The following is a 21,112-nucleotide window of genomic DNA, read 5'->3' as shown; positions in this document are numbered from 1 at the left end:
TGTCGGCTGTCAGGGGGCGGGTCGCTCCGGGGCGCGCGGATGCCGAGGGTGGCCACGTCGCTCGACGAGCACGAGGGCGATACCCGTCAGCGAGGCGGCGAGAGCGATGAGCGCGAAGATGAACGCGGTGCCCGGAAAATCGACCGCCGCGATTATCGCGGCGACGATCGCGACGAGTCCGCCGATGATCAGCAGAACGAATCCGGGCCAATTTCTGGCGTCCGCCAACGCGATTGCCGGCGGCGGCTCGGTTGCACGGGCGATATCCGGAGCGTCGTCGAGCGGGGGAATTTCCCACGGCCCTTCCGCCGTCATGGTGGTACCTCACATTTCGCTGTCAGGCTGGGCGCTTTATGCCTGATGCCGATAAAGTGCCCCCACCGTGCCGATCCGAAACAGCCAGGTGGGTTAGCCGACGGTGCGGCCGAGCATTCGCGCGAGCGCGCGAGTGAGTTCGTCGGCCGGATTCGACGGGGCGGCCGGCGCACGCCAGCCGATGATCTGATCGGGTCGGATGAGCAGCGCACCGCGGTCGGTGATTCCGACTTGCTCCGGCCAGTCCGGGGCGTCGACCACCACCGCGGGAAGAGGTACGAGCAGACGGTCGGCAACCTGCTGTGCGGCGCGCAGCCACACCGCGCTGTCGCGACCGACCAAGAGCGTGAAACGGGACTCGATGAGGTCGAGTGTGGAGCACCGGTTGCCGTTTCGTACCACCCAGGTGTGCGGCAATCGGGATCCCGGAGTGCCGTCGAGGACGAGTTCGATGTCTTCGGTCGAGGGCAACTCCGGCTGCGGTTCGATCACCACGGTGGAGTCGTAGCGGTAGCCCATATGCACGATCGGCGCGTTGACAATGCCCATCGCGGCCGCGACCGGGCTCGAATCCCAGTGCAGGCGAGGGGCTTTCAGTCGCAGCAGTGCCTGGGTCAATGTATTCGTCGCGACCGGTCGCCGCTCGGCGTCGTAGGTATCGAGGAGGGCCGGATCGGCGGCGCCGGCCAGCACCGCACCCAGTTTCCAGGCCAGATTGTGCGCGTCGGCCGCGCCGGTGTTCAGGCCGAATGCGCCGAGCGGCGGCACCGCGTGCGCGGCATCACCGACCAGGAATACTCGGCCCTGCTGGAATCTGTCGGCCACCGAACCCCTGGCCCGCCAAGACAATCTGCTGACGATCAGTGGATCGAGATCGGGATCACCGATCGCAGCGCGGATCAGTTCACGGCAACGGTCAGCGGTGAAGTCGTCGGCCGATTCGCCCCGGTCCGGATCGTAATCACTGTGGAACGCCCATTCTTTCGCGCCGTCCACGGTCACCAGGATGCCCGGCGCCTCGGGGGTGGTGATATCGCACGCGACGAACTGTCGCCCCTGGGTATACGGACGAAGGTCGGCGTGGAACAGGATATTCATCTTCGGATTGCCCAGCGCCCCAGGGCCGGTCGTGCCGATATCGAGCGCTTTACGCACGCCGCTGTGCACACCGTCCGCGGCGACCAGGTAGTTCGCGCGAATCGTCTGCCCGTCATCGAGGTGCGCGGTGACACCATCGGCGTCCTGCTCGAAGGACAGCAGCCGCGTGCCGTATCGCACGGTGGCTCCGCCCTGCGTGGCCGCGGGCAGCAGTACCGAATCGAGGCGATGTTGTGGGCAGGTGCCGCGAATGGTCGCCGGGGTGACCAGGTCCGAACGCCAGCCCGAGCGCATGGGTGCGGCGGCGGGCAGCCCGGCGAGGTCTGCCGAGGCGAGGGTCGCCGCGGATAGCTTGCCGAGATTGCCCGCGGACATATCGACCGCCACGGCATCGACCGCGTCGATGACGCCGGCCGCGCGCAGGAATTCCAGCGTGCGCGGGCCGAGACCGGTGGCCCGTGGGTGCACCGACGGCTCCCGCTGCGCCTCCACCACCAGCGCCTCGACCCCGTGCCGGACCAGAAATAGCGAGGTGAACAGGCCGACCGAGCCGCCGCCGACAATCAGAACCTTGGTGTGCAACATGAAAACTCCACTATGGCTACAGTGTGCTCATTACGGATACACCGTAGCCATACTGCTACGATGTTCGCAACCGCCCAAAGGAGTAGCAGTGACGAATTCGGCGAAGCCCCCCGCGCTGGTCTGGAGCAAGCAGCGGCGGACCCCGCGCCGCCAAGCCCCCGGTGTGGAGCAGATCGTCCGCACCGCCATCGGACTGGCCGATGGCGAGGGACCCGATGCGGTCTCCATGCGCCGCATCGCCACCGAACTCGAATCGGGCACCGCATCGCTGTACCGCTACGTCGCGAGTCGCGACGATCTGCTGGATCTGATGATCGATGCGGTCCGCGGTGAGGTCGCGCCGCCCGAACTCGCCGGCGACTGGCGCACCGACCTCACCGCCGTCGCCGAGCATCTGCGCGACACCATGATCCGCCACCCGTGGCTGGCCTCCGAACTCACCGGCCGCCCCACTCTCGGCGCGAATTCCCTTCGTCTGCACGACACTTCACTCGCCGCGGCCACCGAGCTGACTGCTGACATCACCGAGGCGGCCGCGATCGTGGATACCGTGCACGCCTATGTCTTCGGCGTCACCGCGGCCCAACTGGCCGAGGAACAGGCGCAACGTCGCACCGGACTTACCGAGGATCAGTGGCGCGAAACCGTCGCGCCGTATATACGCGAAGTAATCGAGAGCAACGAGTACCCGCATTTCGCTCGCCGGGTACGTGATGCTGCCGACGCCGACGCCGATGAGCGCTTCGAATTCGGGCTCGGATGTGTGCTCGACGGGATTGCCGCCCGACTACGCGACCGCGATTGAACTGCCGAGCTGCCGGCGGCGACCCGCCGTCGAGAAGTTGCGGTTCAGCCCGGCGTGGACCATTCGAGGTCAGCGGACTGGCGCCGACCTCCCGTTTGAACCCATCACGGAAGACGGTCGGCGAACCAAAGCCGACCTCGGTGCCAATGTGCGGTCGACCGGATGGTCGGTGGCTTCGAGGAGGTACTGGGCCCGACGGACGCGGACGCGGTGCAGCGACTGCAATGGGTGGCGCCGGTCTGTTCGCGGGAGCGGCGGTTGAGCGTGCGCGAACCCACACCAACCTGGGCCGCAACATCTTCCAAGGTCGGTACGACCGGCCGAAAAGGATGACGATGATCAACTCCTGGAGCTGATCATCGTCGCGGGTTGGTATCGCTCGCTCAGGACCGTAATCAACAGTGCCCGAATCGAATTCGAAGCCCGTTTCCGACGCGGGCCGCTCAGTTCGGTGTCGCGGCCAAGTCGTAGACCGCGATATTGCCGATGTGGGTGGCCTGGTAGTGCTGGGCCACCCAGTCGCCGATGTCCCGGTGGCCGATGGGTCGCCACAGCTCGTCTTCCGGTGCCGACGTCGCGGTATCGCCTTGGCTGGGCACTCGCCAGGAATCCGGCAGCTGCACTTCCTGTGCCAGGTAATAGCGAACCTGGTGGGTACGGACCAATTCCTGGAACTGGTCGAGGGTGGGCACCGGATCCCTGGAGGTGAAACCGCCGATCGCGATAACCGCGGTGCGGCTGGCCAGTTCGAGGGTCGCGGCGGTCGAGGAGCGGTCCACCGCCGCCGACCAGCGGGTCGTGGTGCCGCTCAGCAGGCCGACCACGTGTGGCTCCGCGAAGTTGCCGCCCATGATCCGGTCCACCTCGGATTGCTGTTCGGAACCGGGCTTACCCGCCTTGGCCGGCCCGACCGTTGGGTTGCCGCCGGTATGCGACTGCGGCAGCGTCGCCACCGCGTATGCCGTCGAACCGCCCAGACCGGCGATGACGCCCCCGATCACCAGCACCGAGGTCACCCGGTCCCGCAGGCGTCGCCGCCCGGCCGCCGGAACCGATGCGATGAGCAGACCGACCGCCGCGAGCACCGCAATCGTGATAATCGTCCAGCGCAGCCACGGCTGCCAATCCGAATTCCGTTGCAGGACAACGAATGACCACACACCGGCGGTGAGAATGAGTGCGGCCGAGCCGATTCGGCCGAATGCGCTGGCCCGGTGGCGCCACATTTCGTGCACACCGAGTGCGAACATGCCGGCCACGGCGGGCCCGATCGCCAAGGTGTAGTACGCGTGCATGCCGCCCTTCATGGTCGAGAAGGCGATGCCGTCGATGATCAGCCACAAACCGAAGGTCAATGCCGCGCCGCGGACCAGATCGGTGCGTGGTGCGCGCCACCGGGATGCCAGCACCACAACGAAGGCGAGGATCGCCGCCGGCAGCAACCAGGAGATTTCATAGCCGATTTCGCCGGTGAACAGCCGGTCCGGTCCCGAACCGAAACCGCCGGAGCCCGGTCCGAGTCCGGGTCCCGGTCCGGCATTGTGCGGCATTTCGTAACCGGGTGGCAGCTCGAAGCGGTTGCCGCCCTTGTAGTTGCGGCCGAGGAAGCGGGCGAAGCCGTTGTAGCCGAGCACCAGATCCATGAAGGTGTTATTCGTCGATCCGGCCAGATACGGCCGCGTGGATTCCGGCCACAGTATGGTCAGCACGACATACCAGCCGGACGAGGCGACCAGCGCGGCCGCCGCGGCCAGCACATGCGACAGCCGTGCGCGCAGTGTGGCCGGCGCGACGATCAGATAGGCGATGCCCAGTGCGGGCAACACCATGAATCCCTCGAGCATCTTCGCCAGGAATGCGAAGCCGAGCGCGACACCGGCCAGCATCAGCCAGCGGACACTGGCCTGCCGCAGTGCTCGGATCGTGCAGTACGCGCCCGCCGTCATCAGCAGGACCATCACCGCATCGGGATTGTTGAAACGGAACATCAACGCCACCACCGGCGTCACCGCGAAGACGGCACCGGCGAGCAGTCCCGCACCGCGGCTCAGCGCCGCCCTGGTCACCGCGCCATAGATCAGCGCGACCGTCGCGACGGCCATGAGCGCCTGCGGTATCAACATGCTCGCACTGCTGAAACCGAACAGCTGACCCGAAAGTCCCATCACCCACTGCGATACCGGCGGCTTGTCGACCGTAATGAAGTTCTCGGGATCCAGCGAGCCGAACAGCAGCGCCTTCCAGTCCCGCGAACCCGACCAGGCCGCCGCGGCATAGAAGCCATTGCCCATGGCATTGACGGTGATATTCCACAGGTAGGCCACCGTCGTCCCGATCAGCAGCACCGCCAACCCGATGCGCTCCCACCGTCGGATCGGTGGCAACGCGGTCGCGGGTGCGGGCGGGGTGGTATCCGGTGGGGTCGTATCGGGCAGGGACGCCGGGGCACTGGTCACTGTCACCTGGGGAGTATCACAGCCGTCCCGGTGGACCCCCTTTGCGTTTCCTGTCAGTCCGCTGTGAGCCATGCCCCGAACCCTGTGACCATGGATTCGGGATGCTGGATGCGGTGCGGACCCGGGCATCCACGCAGATCTGATCAGATGGCCGGAAGTTCGCGTTGGAACCAGTCGAGGATTTGCGGGAGCGCGATGGGGGCGGTGGCGGAGTGGTCGATATCGCCGAGATCGGTGAGAGTGGCCCGGTCGGTGTGCATGGCCTGCAGACAGTGTTCGGCATTGGCGTAGAGCACATTTCGATCGCCGGTGGCGGCGTAGAGGTGGACCGGGACGCGTGGGGTCCAATCGCAGGTGCCGTCGCTGTCGGCGACCGCTTCGCGCGCGGGTCCGGTCGGATCCTGTGCCAGGGCGAGAAACTTCGGCGTCAGCAAGAGTTCGGGGCGCACGGGTAGGGCGGTGCCGATGGTCATCTCGTTCTGATGTCCGTCGAAGAGTCGTTCGATGCGGTCGGCAATGGGTTCCTGGAAGGCGTCGGAGGGCCGGTCGTAGAGGTGGTAGATCCGGTTCATCGCGGTGATCCAGTAGGCGAGATAGAAGACCGCGACCGCCGGGAGAACCCGCCCCGCGATGGCGCCGGGCGTCTCGACGTGCTGGACGTCGTAGGGGCCACTGATCGGTGCCAGCGCGGCCAGTCCGAAGCCGGGGGCGGCACCGCCCTGTAGCGCCTTGCCCAGTGCCGTTGCGGCCTGGCCGCCCTGGGAGAACCCGGTGACGAGGATATCCGGGTCCACATCGTGCTGCTGTCCGACGGCCATGGTGCGGGCGGCGCGCAACAGATCGACCGACGCGCTGACCTCCGAGGGCGCGTGGCTGTATGGATGTGTGCCCGGGCCCTCGCCGAGGCCGAGGTAGTCCGGTGCGACAGCCGCGTACCCCGCGGCGGCGAACATAACGGTGCGGGCCCGATCGGCGCGCGTGTCGTTCACCGACGGCGCGTCGCTCTTGAGCACCAGCGTGCCGTGCTCATAGGTGACGACGCGCAGCCGCCGAGAATCGGTGCGCGGCAGGACGACAAGGCCGCTCGCCGTAGTCGGGTCACCCGTCGCAGTGACGGTTCGGTAGACGACGCGGTAGGCATCGACGCCATTGCGCACCGGAGTGCCGATATTCGCATCGGCCAAATAGGTCGTGGTCTGTTCCGGCGACAGGTGCGCGACCGGCGTGGTGCTGACAATCCCGCCACGTGGGACCGCTGGTGCGTTATCGGATGCGCAGGCCGGGGCGACGAGCAGGGCCGCGGCGAGCAGCGCGATTACCGAACGTGGCGTGCTGCGCATGAATTCGGTTCCTCTCGAACGACCACACCGACCATCGTGACACCACCGGCTCGTGGTTTCCGCGACTCGCCAGCCGAGCAGATATGTTTGCTCATTATTCGCTGCCATGTTATTAACCAGGCGATTGACAGCCGCTTCGGCCCAGACCACCGAGCCGATGGCGTGTTTCGTTTGCATGTCCCGATCTGTGAGCGAAGGAGCGTTGCGGTGTTTGCGAAAAGTTCGCGTCTTCTCTTATCGATGATCGTGCCCACGGTACTCATCGGCACCCTCTTCGGCGTGCACGTTCCGGCACACGCCGACGATGACCATCCGGACGGGACCGTGCCACCGGCCGGTGCCAATGATTGGGCCTGCCGGCCTTCGGCGGCGCATCCACAACCCGTCGTCCTGATTCACGGCACCTGGGGGAATCAGAACTCCTGGGATGTGCTCGCACCACAGCTGAAAGCGCAGGGCTACTGCGTATTCTCGCTGAGTTACGGGCGCGCGGTTTCCAGCATCCGAGGTGCGCAGCCCGGTGTCTACGGCACCGCGGATATGCGCAGTTCGGCCCGGGAAATCGCGGGATTCGTCGATACGGTGCGCGCGGCCACCGGAGCACCGAAGGTGGATATCGTCGCGCATTCCCAGGGCGGTCCACTGGTGCGGCAATTCATGCGCTTCGAGGGCGGCGCGAATCGGTGGAATCCGGCGGATAACAAGGTTGACCATCTGGTCACCATCGCGGCGACCAATCACGGCACCACCGCGGAAGGGCTCGGCTTTCTACTGCCGACCGGAAGTGCGCAGGCGCCGACCCTCGGCCTGATCGCGGGATATCTGGGTGCGGCCGCATCGCAACAACTGATCGATAGTGAATTTCTGCGCAGGCTCAATGCCGGGGGCGATACCGAGCCCGGAGTCAAGTACACGGTTATCGCCAGCCATCTCGATCGGGTCGTCACCCCGCCCGAGACCACTTTTCTCACCGCAGGGATCGGGGCAACAGTCGACAATGTCTGGGTGCAGGACCTATGCCCGGATGATGACTTCGACCATGGCGCGCTACCGACATCCCCCACCGTCGGCTACGTCGTGCAGAAAGCCCTCGATCCGTTGTATCTCGGTATCCCCTGCCAGAGCTGACCTACCCGGATCCTGGACGCCTACGTGGTTGGGTTGACGCTGTTATCGTCGATAGCGCCCATGGTGCTCCGGTGGTGGGACCGTGCGCCGCGCCGTGCCCTGCGAGGATTGAACTTTCGTGAAATACGTTCCGCGTATCGCCCTGTTTCTGGCGATTCCCGCCCTGCTGTTCGTGGTGCCGTGGTGGACCTTGATCGGTGCCACGATCGACGGGCCGCTGTTCTGGCTCGGCTCCGCGGTTTTCCTGGCCGGTTTCCTTTGTCTGCCCGCGGCGATGTTCCTCGGCCATGGGCCGAGGCAGCACGATGCGGCGTCCATTGTCGGCGACACGTTGCTGGGCCTGATGTGGGTGGTTTTCAGCTGGTCGGTACTCGGCAATGTGGTCGGGCTCGGATTGGCAGTGTGTGGGATGGGCGATCCGGCGCGCTCGAGGGTCGTCGCGGCCGGGGTATTCATGATCGCCGCCGCGCTGTCGGGCTGGGGTGTGTTCGAAGCCCGCCGGGTGCCGCGGGTCCGCACCGTCGATGTCGCGATCCGCGGGCTCGGACCTGCGCTCGACGGACTGCGCATGGTGGTCATCACCGATACCCACTACGCCGCGTTGGACCGGTTGCGCTGGTCAGAGCAGGTCGTCGATGTCGTGAACGCCCAACAGCCCGATATCGCTTGCCACGCAGGCGATCTCGCCGACGGCTCGGTCGCGAAGCGGCATCGGCAGGTCGATCCGCTCGGCAAGATCGAGGCGCCGCTCGGGCGGTTCTACATCACCGGCAATCACGAATACTTCGGCGACGCACCGGGCTGGATCGAGCATATGAGTTCGATCGGCTGGCAGCCGCTGCACAACCAGCACGAAACGATCACCCGCGGCGATGATCGGCTGGTGCTCGCGGGCATCGACGACCCCACCGGCGTCGGCCTGCCCGGTCACGGACCCGATCTCCCCGCCGCCCTCGCGGGCGCGGATCCGGACGCACCGGTCGTCCTGTTGGCCCACCAACCCCGGCAGGTCACCGCGGCCGCCGCGGCCGGGGTGGCCCTGCAGATTTCCGGCCACACCCACGGCGGCCAGATCTGGCCCTTCCACTATCTGGTCCGCCTCGAACAACCCGTCGTCGCGGGCCTGAGCCGCCACGGCGACACCCAGCTCTATACCAGCCGTGGCACCGGCTTCTGGGGTCCGCAATTCCGCGTCTTCGCGCCCAGCGAAATCACCGTCCTCGTCCTGCGCAGCGCCTGAACGAGAGTTGCGCGGTACGGGTATAGCTTCGTGTGCAGACACATCCCGCTGAGACGAGGTTGTGGTGAACGCTATCTGGCACGCGCTATCCCTGGCCGGGTCGATGACCTGGGAGATCCTCTGGGCTCTCATTCTCGGTTTCGCGCTGTCGGCCGTCGTACAGGCGGTGGTGCGTAAGTCGACCATTCTGCGGCTGATGGGCGACGATCGACCGCGCACCCTCGCCATTGCCGCCGGGCTCGGCGCGGCCTCCTCGTCGTGCTCGTATGCGGCTGTGGCGCTGGCCCGTTCGCTGTTCCGCAAGGGGGCGAACTTCACCGCGGCGATGGCGTTCGAAATCGGCTCGACCAATCTCGTCATCGAACTCGGCATCATACTGGCGCTGCTCATGGGCTGGCAGTTCACCGCAGCCGAATTCGTCGGTGGGCCCGTCATGATCGTGCTGCTCGCGGCACTTTTCCGGTTGTTTGTGCGGGCCGAGCTCGTCGCCGAGGCCCGCCGCCAAGCCGATCGTGGACTGGCTGGATCGATGGAGGGCCATGCGGCCATGGATATGGCGGTCGCCGCCCAAGGCTCTTTCCTGCGAAGGCTGCTGTCACGGTCGGGGCTGACCGCGGTTTCCCATGTATTCGTCATGGAATGGGCCGCGATTCTGCGCGATCTCGTCCTCGGTCTGCTCATCGCGGGCGCGATCGGCGCCTGGGTGCCGGAGACGTTCTGGCAGAACTTCTTCCTCACCGGTCATCCGCTGCTGTCGGCCGTCTGGGGACCGATTATCGGGCCGCTGGTGGCGATCCTGTCCTTCGTCTGCTCGATCGGCAATGTGCCGCTGGCCGCGGTGCTGTGGAACGGCGGCATCAGCTTCGGCGGCGTGATCGCCTTCATCTACGCCGACCTGTTGATCCTGCCGATCCTCAATATCTACCGCAAGTACTACGGCACCCGCATGACGCTCACCCTCCTCGGCACCTGTTACGCCGCCATGGTCGGCGCCGGGTATGTCGTCGAAATCCTTTTCGGCACCACACATCTCATCCCCACCGAGCGCAACGCCAAGGTGATGGCGGAGGGAATCCGGTGGAATTACACCACTTGGCTCAATATCGCCTTCCTGATCCTCGCCGCCGTGGTGGTCACGATCTTCATACGTACCGGCGGAATCCCGATGCTGCGCATGATGGGCGGCTCACCCGACCCCCAACACGATCATGGCCCACCGCACGCGGACAGGTAATCCGTTCACTGTCCACTACCGAGCGCTGTACGGTTTTCACCGGAAGTGCCCTCGACGAACAGGAGCCCATCCGATGCGACTGCGCGCCATCTGGGTAGCCGCCTTGGCCGCCGCACTCCTGCCCAGTTCGCCCGCCTTCGCGCGGCCGGAGCCGCCGGCACAGGTCGCGCCGTTCGGCCCGGACTTTCTCTGGGGTGTCGCGGCCTCGGGGTATCAGTCCGAAGGGCATGCGCCGGACAGCAATTGGAGCCGCTATGTCGCGACAGGCAAAACCGATGACCCGTACCGGGATTCGGTCGACTTCTACAGCCGCTACAGCTCCGATATCGACTTGGCCGCAGGCCTCGGTGTGCGGGTGTATCGGATCAGTGTCGAATGGGCGCGCGTGCAACCGCAGCCGGGGGTGTGGTCGGAAGAGGGATTTCGCTTCTACGACAACGTGATCAGAAAGATCGAGGCGGCCGGTATGCGGCCGATGATCACCTTGGATCACTGGGTGTTCCCCGGGTGGGAGGTCGACCGTGGCGGCTGGCACAACCCGGATATGGTGGCCGACTGGCTCGCCAATGCCCGTACGGTGGTGGACCGTTATGCCACACACAACCCGCTCTGGGTCACCTTCAATGAACCCACCTTCTATGGACTGAACGAACTGCGCCACGGCGGACTCCAGATCACCGATGTGCCCGCCATGCAGGACCGGCTCGCCCAAGCGCATAACGCCATCTACGACCACATCCACCAGGTGCAGCCCGGCGCCATGGTCACCAGCAATGTGGCCTACATCCCAGCGGGCGAGGATGTGGTCAACAAGCCGTTCATCGATAGGATCGCCGCCAAGCTCGACTATGTCGGCATCGATTACTACTACGGTTTGTCCCCGGATACTGCGACCGCGCAGGTGGAGAACCTGACGAAGCTCTGGAACAACCCGCTGCAGCCCGAGGGCATCTACTATGCGCTGCAACACTATTCACGCCAGTTCCCCGGTAAGCCGCTCTACATCGTCGAGAACGGCATGCCCACCGAGAACGGCAATCCCCGCGCCGACGGCTACACCCGCGGCGACGATCTGCGCGACACCGTCTACTGGATCCAGCGCGCCAAGGCCGACGGCATCAACGTCATCGGCTACAACTACTGGAGCCTCACCGATAACTACGAATGGGGCAGCTACACACCGCGTTTCGGCCTCTACACCGTCGATGTGCTGACCGATCCGGCACTCACCCGCAAGCCGACCGACGCAGTGCCCGCCTACACCGCGATCACCCGCGACAACGGCGTCGCCGGCGACTACCGCCCGACCCGGGCACCCCAGCTCTGTTCCCTGGTCGACGCGGCAGCCAGTTGCACCGACCCGGTCACGGTTCCGCGCTGAAGCTGTCGTAAACGACTCTTCAGTAGGGCGGCGGTGGCAATGCAATGGCCGCCGGACCCGAAGCCGGCAGCGAATTGTGTCAGGTGGTGGTGTCGGGGTTCGAGGATGCGCGCGAGAAGGTAATGGGCATCCGCAACGACAGGCGGACCGGATTGTCGGTCGCGCGACGCATGAACAGCCATTGGGCGATGGCCGCCATGGTCGAACCGAGCGAGGTCACCACGGCGAGAAATCCCGAGTGGGTGAGAGCGGCGGATGAGTAGCTGGAGGTAGCGGTGCCCGGGAGGACGAATTTACCTCTACCGGTAGCCCAGTTCAGTACCTGTCCGACGTAGCCGCCCAGATCACTGGAGCGACCGGTCATGGCCTTGAGTTCGGTGCCTTTGCTATTGAGGTAGATCAAGCAGAGGATCACGAAAAGCGCGGAACACGCCAGCGAAATCGTCGTGAGGCGGGCGAGAAACTCGCTGCGAAGGCGGATGTTCAGCACGATGGCACAGAGCGCGATGATGATGGCGGCGCTGGCGAGGATGGCCCAGGTGCCGGTGACCGTCGGCGTTTTGGGCTTCGCTTGCGACCAGACGTTGAGGTAGTTCGTAGTTGCGTCGAGCCGACCGAAGGCATTGGCGGCGACCTTGCCGTCGGGCCCCTGTGCGGTGATCCACGACTGGAACAGCAGGATGAGGGTGGCTGTACTGCCGACCGCGGCCAATATGTAGCCCCAATAAGACCGGAGCGGTCCCAGCCGCGCCCGGAGATCAGCCAGTTCCGCGGCGCGGCCTGGTATCGGTCTCTCGGGCGCGGTCCCGGGGGATGTGCTGGCTCGGGAGGAGTTCGGCTGCTCCATGAACTCAGCTTAAGTGTCGAAAACCACGCATATTCACCTTCAGTGGGAACCTCAGTCGGTGGCGACTGCCGCCCGCCGCGGCAGGAATGCGGCGAGCGCACCGGCGGCTAGGGCCGCGACCGCCGCGATTGCCAGCACCACTCGGAACGCGTTTTCCGACGGCAGTTCGGTCCCGCCGAGCGAGATGGTCAGCTGCGCGACCACCACGCCGGTCACCGCACTGGCAATCGAGGTTCCGATGGAACGCATGAGGGTATTGAGCGCATTGGCCGCGGCGGTTTCGGTGACGGGTACCGCCGACATGATCAGCGCGGGCATCGCGCCGTAGGCCAAGCCGATACCCGCGCCGATGACGCAGGAAACGAATACCAATCCCCAGATGGCGGACATGAATTCGACGCCGAGACCGTATCCGGCGGCCACCACGATCGCACCAACGATGAGCGTGGTGCGCGGTCCGCTGACTGCGCTGATGCGCGCGGAGACCGGAGCGATCAGCATCATCACCAGACCCGACGGCGCCATCACCAGACCGACGGCCATCATCGACCGACCGAGTCCGTATCCGGTGGCCTCGGGCAATTGCAATACCTGCGGAATCACCAGCGACTGGGCGAGCATGGCGAATCCGAAGGCCGCCGACGCCATATTCGTGATCAGCACCTGTGGCCGCGCGGTGGTGCGCAGATCCACCAGCGGCTGCCCGACGCGCAGCTCCCACCAGCCCCAGATCAGCAGTGCCACAGCACCTATCGCGAACAGCCCGAGCGTCAGGCCGCTGGTCCAACCCCAACCCGCGCCTTTCGACGCCGCCAACAGCAGGGAGATCAGCGCCACCGACAAGCCCACCGCACCCGGCAGGTCGAAGCTGCCGCCGGAGCGCTGCGCGGACTCCGGTACCAGCAGAAAGACCAGCGCGGTGACGATCACGCCCGCACCCGCGGCGGTCCAGAACAGCACATGCCAGTCGGCATGTTCGGCGAGGAAGGCGGCCGCGGGCAGACCGAGCGCACCGCCGACGCCGAGTGATGCACTCATCAAAGCCGTTGCCGCACCGAGCTTTTCGGCGGGCAGCTCGTCACGCATGATGCTGATGCCCAACGGGATGACACCGGCGGCCAGCCCCTGCAGGGCGCGAGCGCACACCATCGGCGCGAGGCTATTGCTGAGCCCGCCCAGCGCCGACCCCGCCACCAGCAGGGCCAGGCTGACCAGCAGCATCCGCCGCTTGCCGTACATATCGCCGAGCCGCCCCATGACCGGTGTGGCCACGGCCGCCGCGAGCAGGGTCGCGGTAATCGCCCACGCGGTATCGGATGCGCTGGCCCCCAACAGTTTCGGCAAATGCGGCAACAGCGGAATCACCAGGGTCTGCATGAGCGACACCACGATGCCGCCCGCGGCGAGCACGGCGACGACGACATTGGTGCGTGGCGGAGCGCCGACTTCCGGCGAGACGAGGACATTAGCCATTTCAAGGACATTAAATCAACTGACTGACTTACTGCAACTGACTTAACAGGCCGGTTACCATGGTCGACGATATGAGCGGCAACATCACACGTCCGGACCGGACCGTGACCACCAAGGAAGCCATCCTGTCGGCGGCCGAACAGCTCTTCGCTGAGCACGGCGTCTTCGCGATTTCGAATCGGCAGGTCAGCGAGGCGGCGGGCCAGGGAAACAATGCCGCCGTCGGCTATCACTTCGGCACCAAGACCGATCTGGTGCGGGCGATCGTGCGCAAGCACACCGAGCCGATCGAGGAACACCGCATGCGTCTACTGGCCGACCATTCCGGTTCGACCGAGCTTCGCGACTGGGTGTCGTGCCTGGTCCGGCCGGTCACCGAGCACTACGCCGACCTCGGCTCCGCCAGTTGGTACGCGCGTTTCGGCGCGCAGGTGATGACCGATCCGACACTGCGCATCATCATGCGCGAGGAATCGCTGAGCTCACCGTCACTGCAGACGATCATCGAGGGCTTCGACCGATGCCTGTCCGACCTGCCGCCGGAGGTCCGCGAGCAACGCGGCGAGATGGCGCGGCACCTGATGGTGCACGGCTGCGCCGAATTCGAACGCACCCTCGCCGACGGCCGGACCGGACCGCGCGCGAACTGGTACGACTACGGCACCGGACTCATCGACGCGATCGTGGGCATCTGGCAGGCGCCGGTAACCGCACAACACATCCGGTAACCGAGGTGTTTTTCGACCGCAAATCGGCACAGACCTATTCGGATTCTTCCGCGGTCGACTCGGCGGCAGGACCGAGGCGGACCACACCCGCGTCGAGATCGATCTCGACGCGCGGCCGATGCACCTGCCCATCACTATCCTCACTGCCCTCATCGGCCAGCTTCTGCCCCGGAAACAGTTCACCGATAACGCCCATACCTCGACGATAGCCCGCTAAGTGCGGGTCCGGCGCGGACATTGATGGGGGCGGCCTGCGGCGACCCAGTCGTTATGGGTTTCGGTGAAATTGCCGTGCACCCGAGCCCATTCCCCCTCGGGACCGAGTGGAACGGCCTTGGTCGGCTTGACGAACGCCGCCCCGAGTTGGTCGAACGGATCCAGATAATCTGCCCGTACAAGATCCAGATGCAGCACGTGATATCCACCGCCAGATCGAGCCGGCCGTCCGCCGCTCTGGCCAGCGGGATCAACTGGGGATCCCCGAACACAACCTCAGACGTTGAAGGTCAAGTTAGAGCCCGTGTCTCACCATTGATCTCGTGGTGAGCCGGGATGAGCGTTTCAGTCTCCCTGCGACCACGCGGCTGACGGGAGTGACAAGTAAATGCCGAAGTCGCGGAGTCCAGTCGCGGTCCTGATGTCCTCGTGCAGCTTATCCACGCGTTCCTGGCGGTTGGAAGCCCTGCTCTCGAACCACTTGGACTTTACCTCGATCACCACGTCCAAGCCGCTGTGGTCCAAGGGACTCAGGCTTCGGAAGCGAATCTCGACATCCCCCGGCTGCAGGGCCCCGTCGTACGGTTCTTCGGGACACTCCACGGCCTTGGACACCAAGTGCGGCAGCACCGAACCCAGTTCGCGGAGCTCCGATTCGGCGACATCCGGAGCGTAGGTCACTTCCACAAGCGGCATCAGGCCACTGTAGAACCTCTGGCAAATGATCACAGTGGATACTCGCGGAGCCGGCGGACGAGCGAAGCAACGTGCAGGTCGGCGAGATGACGATGTGCTCGCGCGGGCTCGATGTGCCAGTGCGGTGTTGGAGCAGGGACTCGGAGATTACCCTGAAGGCCGAAAGTAGCTGTCACGCTTCAAAAGTCGTCGATAGACGCGGGTCGACCGGCAGTTCGCGAATCCTACGCAGCTCTTCGAGAACCAGATTGACAGCGGCCCGTGGCGGTGCGCCGCGGCGAATGACAGCGGTGATCGCCCGGGTGACCGGGTTGGCGAGTTCCCAGGTCACGACGCGATAGCGCGGATCGACCGCCAAGCCGGGGAGCAGGGTGATCGAGAGTCCGGCTTCGACGTGCTGCAACGTCATCAGGTAATTGCTGAACCGGCAGACCACCCGTGGCTCGAATCCGGATTCGCGGCACAGCCGAGTGGCCAGATTCGCCATATACGACTTCGGCATATCGAAGGCCCACGGTTCATCGGCATAGGCGGCGAGCTCGGCGGGCCCACGGACGGCACGATCCGGTGGCAGCACAAGCACGATCGGATCGGTGGCCAGCGGCACGATATCCACATCCGAGCCGAGCGGATGTTCGACGAAATCCGTTGTGGTGATAATGATGTCGGCGTCGCCGACCCGCAGCGCGGGCATGCTCTCATGCGGTTCCAACTCGACCAGTTCGACATCGAGATGCGGATGCGTCTGCGCGAGGCGCGTCACCGCGGGCACACACAGCGAGTGGATGGCGCTCTGGAATGCGCCGAGCCGGACCAACCCCACCGGTTCCTCGCCGAGGCCGCGCAGCTCCGCCTCGACACTGTCCATCTGATCCAGGATTGCCCTGGCGCGGCGGGCCAACATCAACCCGGCGGGCGTGAGCCGAACCCGGCGACCGGTTCGTTCCAGCAGCTGAGTGCGAGTTTCGGCCTCCAACACCGCGAGCTGCTGCGACACACTCGATGCGCTGAGGTGGGCCGCCTGCGCGACCGCGCGGACGGTGCCGAGCGAGTCGAGCTGGCTGAGCAGGCGCAGTCGCCACGGGTTCAGCATGGACCCATTATTGTGCGGCTCCGCCGAACAGCACAGCCGGAAATGTGAGATGGACCCGACGCTCGGGGCGCCCTTACCGTCGGAATATGGCCGCTCCAACCTCCGCTGCACTGTCCACCGACGACTTCTGGGCCGACGCCGATCGGCACCTCGTCCGCTATGCGGGCGCGGGTGAATTCACCCGTGAAATCATCACCCGGGCTGCGGGCAGCTTTCTGTACACCGAAAGCGGCAGGGAGATACTGGATTTCACTTCAGGTCAGATGAGTGCCATTCTCGGACACGCACATCCGGATATCGTCGCGACGGTGCGACGTCAGGTCGGTGAACTCGACCATCTGTTCAGCGGCATGCTGAGTCGCCCGGTCGTCGACCTCGCCCGCCGGCTGGCCGAGACCCTGCCCGAACCGCTGGTGAAGGTGCTGCTGCTGACCACGGGTGCGGAATCGAATGAGGCCGCGATCCGAATGGCCAAGCTGGTCACCGGAAAACACGAGATCGTATCGTTCGCGCGGTCCTGGCACGGTATGACACAGGCGGCGGCGAGTGCCACCTACAGCGCGGGGCGGAACGGCTACGGCCCCGCCGCACCGGGGAATTTCGCCATCCCCGTGCCGAATTCGTATCGCCCCGATTTCACCACGGCCGCCGGCGAACTCGACTGGCGTCGGCAACTCGACTTCGCCTTCGATCTGATCGATGCCCAGTCGGTCGGCAGCCTCGCGGCCTGCCTGGTCGAGCCGATACTCAGTTCCGGCGGCGTCGTCGAACCGCCGCCCGGCTACTTCGCCGCGCTGCGGGACAAATGCCGCGAGCGCGGCATGCTGCTGATCCTGGACGAGGCCCAAACCGGTCTGTGCCGCACCGGATCCTGGTACGCGTTCGAGCGCGACGGCGTGGTGCCGGATATTCTGACGCTATCCAAGACACTGGGCGCGGGATTGCCGCTCGCGGCCGTGATCACCAGCGCCGAAATCGAGCAGCGGGCACACGATCGTGGGTTCCTGTTCTTCACCACCCATGTCTCGGATCCGCTGGTCGCGGCCGTCGGCAATACCGTGCTGGATGTCCTGGTTCGCGACCGTCTCGACGAACGTGCCGCGGAACTCGGCACGTTCCTCCGTCGCGGCCTGGAGCGAATCGGGGAGCGGCACAGCGTAGTCGGCGATATCAGGGGGCGCGGCCTACTCGTCGGACTGGAACTCGTGCTCGATCGGGAAACCAAGCAGGGCTCCGACGAACTCGGCGCAGCCGTCACGCGCCGTTGTCTGGAACTGGGCCTGCATATGAATATCGTGCAACTCCCCGGCATGGGTAGCGTCTTCCGCATCGCCCCACCGCTGACCGCCAACGAAGACGAACTGGCCCTTGGCCTTTCGATCCTCGATCAAGCCATCGGCGATGCCGTCACCGGCAGCTAGGGCGGCTGAGGTCAGTTGCCGTTGACGCCGGTGTTGAGCCGGACCACGACCTTGTCATCGGTGATTTCCTGCACCGTCCCGCTGAGCCCGTTGGCGGGTTGGGTTTGCCCTACCGGAATGTCGACCTGCTGACCGCCTATCTTCAAGGTGACCGTATTGCCGTTCACCGCAACGAGTTCCGCATCGATACCGAGCACACTGGCCTTGGCATCGACTCCGCGTGTGAAGGTCACCGTACAACCGTTGACCTGGCATTCGGATTTATACCCGGCCCCTTCGGATGAGCACGCCGCCCCCGCGAGCGGCGTGAGCAGGGCGAACGTGGTCAATGCGAGCATCCGTGGCACAGACATGCGGGCCAGTGTAGGTGTAGTCGTTGTGGCCCGCCCACGGTGCGATCGGAGTCGTTGCCGCTGCCGTCAGGGTCGCACGCCGCGGCCGCCAGCCGTGCCGAGCCGGACGACCGGCCCACCGGTTACCCGATGTGGCCGGTCCCCGGGCATCGCGGTCAACCCGGGTCGGGTACGCCCTGGTCAGTAACTGGCCAACTGCATGCGCCTGGCCTGCTGCCGAAGGTGATTCAGCTGCATTTCCGCCTGATTGGCCCGGTCGTTCGCCCGTACCGCCTGATCTTCGGCCTGCTGCGCCAACTGGACGGCCTGGTCGGCCTGGTCCTGCGCACTGGAAGCCCGCTGCTGACACTGATTGGCCTCGCTCTGAGCCTGCTGCGCCTGGCCCTGCGCCTGATCCGCATCACTCTGGGCCTGCTGCGCCTGATTTGCTGACTGCTGCGCCTGATTGGCGGCCTGCTGCGCCTGCTGACGAACCTGCTGCGCCTGCTGAACCGCATGGATTGCGCTCTGGTGCGCCATCTGCGCCTGATGATGCACCTGCCGTGCCTGCGTCTGCGTCTGGCGTGCCAGAGCCGCGGCCTGGTTCGCGGCTTGGCGGGCATTCTGTGCGTCGAGGCGCGCTTCGTTGCAGTAGGCCTGGCACTGAACCTCTGCCATTTCCGCGTCCCGCCTGGCCATATCAAGCTCGTCGCCCGAGCGGGTGCCGGCCGTCGACCGCCGCTCAGCGGCTTTCTCAGTAGCTACATCCTGTGCTGCCATATTCGAGCTCCCTTCCAGAAAGTGTGGGTGGTACTGGGGAAGAACTCGCATATCAACGGGTCTCATCATTACCGAAGCTGTGCGCTGCCGCAGCAACTTCGACGCAATCAGCAGAAAGGGCAGCACACACGAGGCTTGGCAGTGGCGCAGCTCTAAGTGCCCGCCATTTCGGTAGGCGCGGCGGGCTGGTTCGGTCGCGGCGAATCGGCCGCGCCGGGAGGCCACGACCGTCGGCCCGCTCATGTGCTATTTCTGCACCGGCTCGTTGCTCGGTTCCTTCGCCGCGGGCTTTCCCGCCGACGCCGAGATCTCTGGCGAGGAGCATCCGCACCTGAACGAGGCGCATCTGCTCGCCGAGCGGCAGCAGCGCATCGATCGGTACACGTTCGAGGTCGGCCTCGAACCGATAGTGGATGGGCTGGCGGGTCGGTACCGGTCGCTGCCGCGTGGCGGGTAGCTCAATTCCGGTGCGCTGGTAGGCATCCGGAGTCGGCTGTCTATCGGGTCACAACCGGCGCGGTGGCCGGGGCCGCACCGGCGCGCCTGCCCGGGCAACGTGCGGACCACGAAAACGCCTACGACAGAGCGAGTTTCAGCGAAAACGTCCGACTCGGCAAGGCTCCGATCACGACCGTTTCACAAGTATTGTGTGCATGGGGTCACGTTGCCCCGAAGAGCGCGGAGTCCTAACGTAAATTTCTGTTAACAGACGATGTCGTCTGTACCAATTCCTTTTATTCGTCCCAGGAGGACATGCCCCGCAGCGTCCGTTTCCTCGAATCCGGAAGCGGCACAGCAGGTGTGGTTAGAAATGGCACACACAACGCCTTGGCAAGAGAATGATGTTCAGCTCGGTCGCTCCGATAACGATGACGATCTCATCGGCGAGGTGACCACCCAACGTTTCGACCTACGATCCGACTGGGGCTATCTATGTGCCCCGGCTCTGAGTCTGCTCACCTTCCTACTGCTGTTGCAACCCTGGATTTCGGCAACCGGACCCAACGGCACAATCAGCTCCAATGCCTTCGGCCGAATCGACGGATTCACCACCGGCTCATTCCAATCCGTGGTCAGCATCAGCAGCACCTGGGCCGTCCTGACCACCCTCGCGGTCGCCGGCACGGTCGTCACGACCGTCCTGTTTTTCCGGGTCCGCAGCCGGGTACTTTCGTTCCTGACACTGGGCTGCAGCGCTGCGTCCGCCCTGTTCGTACTCGCCGCCATGAACTACCTCAACGGCAAGGTGCCGGAGCTGCGCGCAATCACCGAACCCGCAAACCGTGCCGGACTCTTCAGCTGGCTCTTCGGCGATAATTCGGCAACCGACCTCGTGGGTGGTGAGCAGCGAATCGCCGACGCCGGTCTCGATTCCGCCGCGACGCTCGGCGCGATCGCCGCATGCTGTGCCGCACTCGCCGCCGGTGTCATGAGCCTGCGCAAACAACGCTTCGCGGTGGGTCAGATCTCGACTCCCCTGCCGAATAGCACCACGGTGCAGAACCCGCCGCAACCGTCCGCGGAGAAGGAATCGGACACCAACATATTCCTCTGGGAGCAACTGGCTTTCGACGATGACCTGGCCGTATACGACCCCCAGGTCCGTCGCCGGATGGTCCGCCGAACCAGGACGGCCGACCGTCGTCCACCGGCGCGCGAGACGGCACTCACCAGGTAAACGTCTACGCACGCAAGAAGAGGGCCGGGCAGCCGACAGGCGCCCGGCCCTCTTGCAGTGTGTTCGACTACCTCCGATGCGCGACCTATCACGAGAACGGCGAGTAGAAGCCCATCGCGCACCGACACGTCATTTCCGATTTCCATCGACGTTCCCCGACAAATAATGCGCCGCACAATTGATTGATGTGATCGAATAGCAGCGCGTGGTCGATTTCATTACTCCGCCGAGCGTGTAGTCGAACTACGCACAGCGTCACTGAACGC

At 65.2% G+C, this 21,112-nt stretch carries 21 protein-coding genes; 9 read left to right on the top strand and 12 right to left on the bottom strand.

Translation table 11 applies throughout. The features are described from left to right. Positions 1-9 precede the first annotated feature (9 nt). Together AB0J29_RS14190 and AB0J29_RS14185 are read right to left on the bottom strand one after the other, a co-directional pair. Complete coding sequence (locus AB0J29_RS14190; protein ID WP_364784629.1) at positions 10-315, bottom strand: hypothetical protein; 306 nt, start codon at positions 313-315, stop codon at positions 10-12. Positions 316-408: 93 nt separating this feature from the next. After that, on the bottom strand, positions 409-1,998 hold the full coding sequence (locus AB0J29_RS14185; RefSeq protein WP_364784626.1) for an FAD-dependent monooxygenase: 1,590 nt from the start codon (positions 1,996-1,998) through the stop codon (positions 409-411). Positions 1,999-2,086: 88 nt separating this feature from the next. Here AB0J29_RS14185 and AB0J29_RS14180 point away from each other — a divergent pair, with 88 nt between their 5' ends. Beyond that, a complete protein-coding gene (locus tag AB0J29_RS14180) occupies positions 2,087-2,803 on the top strand; it encodes a TetR/AcrR family transcriptional regulator (RefSeq protein WP_364784623.1) in 717 nt (238 codons plus the stop codon). Positions 2,804-3,246: 443 nt separating this feature from the next. On the opposite strand, the gene AB0J29_RS14175 is transcribed toward AB0J29_RS14180, so the two are convergent. Further along, positions 3,247-5,265 (bottom strand): glycosyltransferase family 39 protein, encoded by a 2,019-nt coding sequence (locus AB0J29_RS14175; protein WP_364784620.1) that lies wholly within the window; start codon positions 5,263-5,265, stop codon positions 3,247-3,249. Positions 5,266-5,402: 137 nt separating this feature from the next. Continuing rightward, a complete protein-coding gene (locus AB0J29_RS14170; RefSeq protein ID WP_364784617.1) occupies positions 5,403-6,599 on the bottom strand; it encodes a hypothetical protein in 1,197 nt (398 codons plus the stop codon). Positions 6,600-6,839: 240 nt separating this feature from the next. Between AB0J29_RS14170 and AB0J29_RS14165 the strand changes: the two genes are divergently transcribed. The 4 genes from AB0J29_RS14165 (at position 6,840) to AB0J29_RS14150 (ending at position 11,582) form a co-directional block, all read left to right on the top strand. Continuing rightward, on the top strand, positions 6,840-7,727 hold the full coding sequence (locus AB0J29_RS14165; protein WP_364784615.1) for an alpha/beta fold hydrolase: 888 nt from the start codon (positions 6,840-6,842) through the stop codon (positions 7,725-7,727). A 118-nt stretch (positions 7,728-7,845) separates the two neighbouring features. Then, complete coding sequence (locus AB0J29_RS14160; RefSeq protein WP_364784613.1) at positions 7,846-8,967, top strand: metallophosphoesterase; 1,122 nt, start codon at positions 7,846-7,848, stop codon at positions 8,965-8,967. A gap of 61 nt (positions 8,968-9,028) precedes the next feature. After that, complete coding sequence (locus AB0J29_RS14155; protein WP_364784610.1) at positions 9,029-10,201, top strand: permease; 1,173 nt, start codon at positions 9,029-9,031, stop codon at positions 10,199-10,201. A 73-nt stretch (positions 10,202-10,274) separates the two neighbouring features. Continuing rightward, positions 10,275-11,582 carry a family 1 glycosylhydrolase gene (locus AB0J29_RS14150; protein ID WP_364784607.1) on the top strand — a complete coding sequence of 436 codons (1,308 nt, stop codon included), beginning with the start codon at positions 10,275-10,277 and terminating at the stop codon, positions 11,580-11,582. A 79-nt stretch (positions 11,583-11,661) separates the two neighbouring features. Here AB0J29_RS14150 and AB0J29_RS14145 read toward each other — a convergent pair whose 3' ends face one another. Then, on the bottom strand, positions 11,662-12,429 hold the full coding sequence (locus AB0J29_RS14145) for a hypothetical protein (protein ID WP_364784604.1): 768 nt from the start codon (positions 12,427-12,429) through the stop codon (positions 11,662-11,664). Between the two features lie 51 nt (positions 12,430-12,480). After that, positions 12,481-13,902 (bottom strand): MFS transporter, encoded by a 1,422-nt coding sequence (locus AB0J29_RS14140; protein ID WP_364784601.1) that lies wholly within the window; start codon positions 13,900-13,902, stop codon positions 12,481-12,483. Positions 13,903-13,973: 71 nt separating this feature from the next. Between AB0J29_RS14140 and AB0J29_RS14135 the strand changes: the two genes are divergently transcribed. Beyond that, positions 13,974-14,630, top strand: coding sequence for a TetR/AcrR family transcriptional regulator (locus AB0J29_RS14135; protein WP_364784598.1), 657 nt, complete (start codon positions 13,974-13,976; stop codon positions 14,628-14,630). A gap of 34 nt (positions 14,631-14,664) precedes the next feature. On the opposite strand, the gene AB0J29_RS14130 is transcribed toward AB0J29_RS14135, so the two are convergent. The 4 genes from AB0J29_RS14130 to AB0J29_RS14115 all read right to left on the bottom strand — a co-directional run bounded on the left by AB0J29_RS14130 (position 14,665) and on the right by AB0J29_RS14115 (position 16,635). After that, positions 14,665-14,826 (bottom strand): hypothetical protein, encoded by a 162-nt coding sequence (locus tag AB0J29_RS14130; RefSeq protein WP_364784595.1) that lies wholly within the window; start codon positions 14,824-14,826, stop codon positions 14,665-14,667. Between the two features lie 17 nt (positions 14,827-14,843). After that, a complete protein-coding gene (locus AB0J29_RS14125; RefSeq protein WP_364784592.1) occupies positions 14,844-15,044 on the bottom strand; it encodes a hypothetical protein in 201 nt (66 codons plus the stop codon). Between the two features lie 147 nt (positions 15,045-15,191). Next, entirely contained in the window at positions 15,192-15,542 is a 351-nt protein-coding gene (locus tag AB0J29_RS14120) for a hypothetical protein (protein ID WP_364784589.1), read from the bottom strand. 172 nt (positions 15,543-15,714) lie between these two features. Continuing rightward, positions 15,715-16,635, bottom strand: a complete 921-nt coding sequence (locus tag AB0J29_RS14115; protein WP_364784586.1) for a LysR family transcriptional regulator — start codon at positions 16,633-16,635, stop codon at positions 15,715-15,717. Between the two features lie 86 nt (positions 16,636-16,721). Between AB0J29_RS14115 and AB0J29_RS14110 the strand changes: the two genes are divergently transcribed. Continuing rightward, complete coding sequence (locus AB0J29_RS14110; RefSeq protein ID WP_364784583.1) at positions 16,722-18,056, top strand: aspartate aminotransferase family protein; 1,335 nt, start codon at positions 16,722-16,724, stop codon at positions 18,054-18,056. Positions 18,057-18,067: 11 nt separating this feature from the next. Here the strand turns inward: AB0J29_RS14110 and AB0J29_RS14105 are convergent, their stop codons facing one another. Both AB0J29_RS14105 and AB0J29_RS14100 read right to left on the bottom strand, forming a co-directional pair. Further along, the gene (locus AB0J29_RS14105; protein WP_364784580.1) at positions 18,068-18,409 is read right to left on the bottom strand and encodes a hypothetical protein; all 342 of its coding nucleotides are present in this window, start codon (positions 18,407-18,409) and stop codon (positions 18,068-18,070) included. Between the two features lie 180 nt (positions 18,410-18,589). Further along, a complete protein-coding gene (locus tag AB0J29_RS14100; RefSeq protein WP_364784577.1) occupies positions 18,590-19,168 on the bottom strand; it encodes an alanine-zipper protein in 579 nt (192 codons plus the stop codon). Between the two features lie 241 nt (positions 19,169-19,409). Between AB0J29_RS14100 and AB0J29_RS14095 the strand changes: the two genes are divergently transcribed. Further along, on the top strand, positions 19,410-19,625 hold the full coding sequence (locus tag AB0J29_RS14095) for a hypothetical protein (protein ID WP_364784574.1): 216 nt from the start codon (positions 19,410-19,412) through the stop codon (positions 19,623-19,625). Positions 19,626-19,979: 354 nt separating this feature from the next. Continuing rightward, positions 19,980-20,846, top strand: a complete 867-nt coding sequence (locus tag AB0J29_RS14090; RefSeq protein ID WP_364784571.1) for a hypothetical protein — start codon at positions 19,980-19,982, stop codon at positions 20,844-20,846. Positions 20,847-21,112 lie beyond the last annotated feature (266 nt).

It is taken from the genome of Nocardia sp. NPDC049707 (assembly GCF_040674855.1).
Taxonomy (GTDB): Bacteria; Actinomycetota; Actinomycetes; order Mycobacteriales; family Mycobacteriaceae; genus Nocardia.
Note: the sequence above shows the minus strand (reverse complement) of the source record. Positions and strands in the feature narration are given on the sequence as shown.